We start from the raw sequence: 4,573 nt of genomic DNA, 5'->3' as shown, positions 1-4,573 counted from the left end.
ACCCCATAAGTTTTTTCAATCAGAAAGTGGAGAAAAAATAAGAAAATATTTATATAATAATAATGCCGTTGATACTATAGTAAATTTTACTACAAATCAAGTTTTTAGCAATGCTACAACATATACTTGTTTACTCTTTTTATCTAAGAAAGAAAAAAATAATATTTTATATAAACAATTTAGTTTAAATGATGATTATACAAATTTATCTAATATAGAGTATGATAAATTTGATTACTCTATTTTAAATAATAATTCTTGGAATTTTAATAATTCAGATGTTCAATGTATTTTAAATAAGATTGATAATCAAGAATTATTGTTTTCAGAAATAACATATAAGATATTTAAAGGTTCTTCTACAGGTAATGATAATATTTATTTGTTTGATATTTTAGAAGAAAATCAAAATACTTATATAGTTAAATCTAATATTTCAGAAGAAAAAGAAGAATTAGAAAAAGATTTATTAGTTCCTTTTCTTTATGGGGAATCTATAAGAAGATATCAGGATTTAAAAGCAGCTAAATATTTATTATTACCATATGTAAAAAATAAAGATGATGATAATATGTCATTAATAGATATTAAAGAATTAAAAATAAAATATCCGTTAACATATAGATATCTAAATAAATATAAATCAGTTTTGTTAACTAGAAAAATCAAAATGAATGATAATGATTATTATAAATATTCGGCTTTAAGAAGTATTAACTATTATGAAAGAAAAAAGATTATGATACCAGATATGTTGGTAAGTTTAAGAATTAGTTATGATTTTGAAGGTTGTTTTTATCATGGTCCAAGTATACATAGCATAATATTTAATGAAAAAATTAATAATCTTAACGAAATGTATTTTTACGCTATTTTAAATTCAAAGATATTTTGGTTTTTTGTATCAAATACTAGTACCGCTTTAAGGGGTAATGCCTATAGATTAACTCCTGAATTTATATCTCCTTTTAAGTTTCCTAATATAGATTTAAACAACAAACAGGACAAGGAAATGCATGACAAGATGGCTGCTTTAGTCGACAGTATCATATCTCTAAACAAGAAATTAGCTTCCGAGAAAAATCCTAACTCCATTAATATGCTTAACAGGCAGATTAATGCCGTTGACAAGCAGATTGATTCTTTAGTCTACAAGTTGTATAATTTGAGCGATGAGGAAGTTAAAATTATTGAGGGGGAGTAATGGAACTATAATAAGTTTTTTATTTTTATTTTTTATAGTATAATATATAAAACTAATTTTTGGATTTGTTTTTATGAAAGCACTTTTAGATACAAATATTATTATTCATAGGGAAAGTAATAATAAAGTAATTAATAGAGAAATAGGAAGTTTATTTAAATGGTTAATTAAAACTAAATATGAGATATGCATGCATAAAATAACCTATGATGAATTAAATAAGAACTCAAATTTTGATACTTTGAATATTATAAATATAAAATCTAAAAACTATATTTTATTAACGACTCAAGCTCCATTAGATAAAAAACTAATTGAAATATACGAAAAAAATGATAAAACAGAAAATGATAAGAATGATACTTTATTATTAAATGAACTTTTAAATGATAGAGTTGATATATTTATTACAGAAGATAAAAAAATACATAAAAAAGCTAAATTAATAAATATAGATAATAAAGTATTTACAATAGACTCGTTTCTAGAAAAAGTTATTGCAGAAAATCCTGAACTCATTGATTATAAAGTTTTATCTGTACAAAAAGAATATTTTGGAAATATAGATTTAGAAGATAAATTCTTTGATTCTTTAAAAGAAGATTATGTTGGGTTTGATAAATGGTTTAATAAAAAATCTAATGAAATAGCTTATGTTACTTACAAAGATAAAAAATTATTATCTTTTTTATATTTAAAAATTGAAGATAAAGATGAAAACTATACTGATATAATCCCTGCATTCTATCCTAAAAAAAGATTAAAAATAGGTACTTTTAAAGTAGAACATAATGGTGTTAAATTAGGTGAAAGATTTATCAAAATAATATTTGATAATGCAATAGCTAATAAAGTTGATGAAATATATGTTACAATTTTTGATAAAAGATATGGACAAAAGAGATTAATTAATTTATTTGAAGAATATGGCTTTGTTAAATGGGGGCAAAAAGGAGAGAATGGAGAATTAGTATATATTAGAGATTTTTCAAAAAGGTTTAATATGGAAGAACCAAAATACACTTATCCATTTTTTTCTATAAATACAAATATATTTTTAGTTCCAATATACCCAGATTATCATACAGATTTATTACCTGATTCTTACTTAAAAACGGAATCTGCAGACGATTTTAAAGATGATTTACCTTATAGAAATGCAATAAACAAAGTCTATGTATCTCGCTCATTAGAAAAAAATATAAAAAAAGGAGATATTATAATATTTTATAGAACAGCTGAGCAAGGAAAATCAGCTAGATATTCATCTGTAATAACTACTATAGGAATAGTTGAAGAAAAAATTGATAACATTAAAAATGGAAAAGAATTTATAATAAATTCTAGAAAAAGGAGTGTTTTTACAGATCAACAATTATATAGTTTTTGGAATTATAACAATACTAAACCATTTTTAATTAATTTTTTATATGTGTATTCATTTCAAATTGGAGATAGAATGAATAGAGATAAACTATTAAAATTAGGAATTTTAACAGGAGCTGATAATGAGATTAGGGGATTGAAGCAAATAACAAAAGAACAATTTTTATTAATATTAAGAGAGTGTAAAGTAAATGAAAGTTTTATTGTCTATTAAACCTGAATATGTTGAAAAAATATTTAATGGTAGTAAAAAATATGAGATTAGAAAATCTATTTTTAAAAGGAAGGATATAAAAAAAATCATAATATATTCTTCATCTCCTATTTCCAAAGTAGTTGGTGAATTTGAAATAGAAGATATAATATCTGATGATTTAGACAATGTATGGAATATAATAAAATATGAGTCTGGTGTTTCAGTAGATTTCTTTTATAAATATCTTGAAAATAAAGAAATAGCGTATGCTATAAAAATAGGTAAGATAAAAAAATATAATAAACCTAAAAAATTAGAAGATTTTAATATTTTTTATGCTCCTCAATCTTTTGTATATCTATGATTAATGAATTTATTAATATATTAAATAAGTTTTTTAAATTATTTTTGATAATTGTTGTATATTCATCCGCACCTACATTGTACTAGCCTCAAATTTAAGATATACGGTGCGGGAAGCCCCTACGGCGAGTAGTAATTTTTTATTCTAAAACTAAATAAAAACATACTCGGGGCGAGCGTAGTTTTGAAGGGGTTACCTATTCGGGCAGTTTGAAAGAGATTGCAAGTGCCAAGTTTGACGCTGTGGTCAGTGAGGCTGGCAGAGAATGGGTGATAATGAGCGGCTTGGAGAGGAGCATTTTTAACAAGATTAGCAGGCACAAGGCTTTGAAGGACTGGGATATAAAAATTAATTATGGTATCAAGACTGGTTATAATGAGGCGTTTATTATAGATGAAGAAACTAAAGATAGGCTCATTAAAGAGGATAAAAATAGTGCAGAGATTATAAAGCCTTTACTTAGGGGGCGTGATATTAAAAGGTATTCATACGATTTTAATAATTTATATCTTATATGCACTTTTCCTGCTTTAAAACTAAATATAGATAAATATAAAGCTATAAAAAAATATTTAGAAAGTTTTGGTAAAAGATTAGAACAAAGCGGAGAAAAAGGCTGCCGTAAAAAAACTAATAACAAGTGGTTTGAAACTCAAGATAGTATAGCTTATTATAAATATTTTGAAAATAATAAAATAATATATCCTAATATGACAAAATATTTACCGTTCATATATGATGAAAATAATTTTTATGTTAATCAAAAGTGTTTTTTCATAATTGATAACAAAAATAACAAAAATAATTTAAAATATTTAACAGGTATTTTAAATTCTAAAGTATCTCATTTTTGGATAAGGTGGAATTGTCCAGAGTTACAGGGTGGTACTAGAGAACTATCTGCAATATTTTTTGCAAATATTCCTATACCAGAAGCCGACTCTAAGACTAAAAATAATATAACAAAACTCGTCGATGATATTATAATGCTAAAAAAGCAAGATAAAGATACTACTCCTTTAGAAAAAAATATTGACGAGATTGTTTATTCGCTCTATGGGTTGAGTGATGAAGAAATAAAGATTATTGAGGGTTAGTTCTTTGGAAAGAAGGCAAACTTTTACTTGTTCTTTTTTTGCTTGCCCAAAAAAAGAACCTTATGTCCTCGCTTTGCTTGGACACGCTACGCGAAAATGGCATTTCTTTTGTAGCACAAAAGAAAAAAAAGCATTTACAATCTTGAGGTATAGCTGTATATTACTGGTATGCTTTATACTTCTTTTTTCAAAAAAAGAAGCAAAAAAATTTTTATTAAATTTATGACGCGGGCTGTTAGCCCTTGTTTAGAATTTAATGATATATATAGGTTGATAACTTTTTATATGAAGTTATAAATTGAGGTGTTTGATTAAAAATTATAATA

At 24.5% G+C, this 4,573-nt stretch carries 4 protein-coding genes; all 4 read left to right on the top strand.

The genetic code is table 11. The annotated features are described in order from the left end of the window. Window positions 1-1,204 (top strand): TaqI-like C-terminal specificity domain-containing protein (locus tag EZH24_RS07485; protein WP_153227229.1); only part of this gene is annotated, 1,204 nt, incomplete at its 5' end. Between the two features lie 73 nt (window positions 1,205-1,277). Beyond that, the gene (locus tag EZH24_RS07480; protein ID WP_137998495.1) at window positions 1,278-2,804 is read left to right on the top strand and encodes a PIN domain-containing protein; all 1,527 of its coding nucleotides are present in this window, start codon (window positions 1,278-1,280) and stop codon (window positions 2,802-2,804) included. Beyond that, the gene (locus EZH24_RS07475; protein ID WP_137998494.1) at window positions 2,782-3,150 is read left to right on the top strand and encodes an ASCH domain-containing protein; all 369 of its coding nucleotides are present in this window, start codon (window positions 2,782-2,784) and stop codon (window positions 3,148-3,150) included. Before EZH24_RS07480 ends, EZH24_RS07475 begins: the two co-directional genes overlap by 23 nt. A gap of 209 nt (window positions 3,151-3,359) precedes the next feature. After that, the gene (locus EZH24_RS07470) at window positions 3,360-4,247 is read left to right on the top strand and encodes a TaqI-like C-terminal specificity domain-containing protein (RefSeq protein WP_201798576.1); all 888 of its coding nucleotides are present in this window, start codon (window positions 3,360-3,362) and stop codon (window positions 4,245-4,247) included. Window positions 4,248-4,573: the final 326 nt, after the last annotated feature.

Origin of the sequence: Brachyspira catarrhinii, assembly GCF_005518285.1 — a bacterium.
Lineage (GTDB): Bacteria > Spirochaetota > Brachyspiria > Brachyspirales > Brachyspiraceae > Brachyspira > Brachyspira catarrhinii.
Note: the sequence above shows the minus strand (reverse complement) of the source record. Positions and strands in the feature narration are given on the sequence as shown.

Bases quoted from the DNA above. Each gene is read 5' to 3' on its own strand.
- EZH24_RS07480 (WP_137998495.1), top strand. From the start codon at position 1,278: ATGAAAGCACTTTTAGATACAAATATTATTATTCATAGGGAAAGTAAT.
- EZH24_RS07475 (WP_137998494.1), top strand. From the start codon at position 2,782: ATGAAAGTTTTATTGTCTATTAAACCTGAATATGTTGAAAAAATATTT.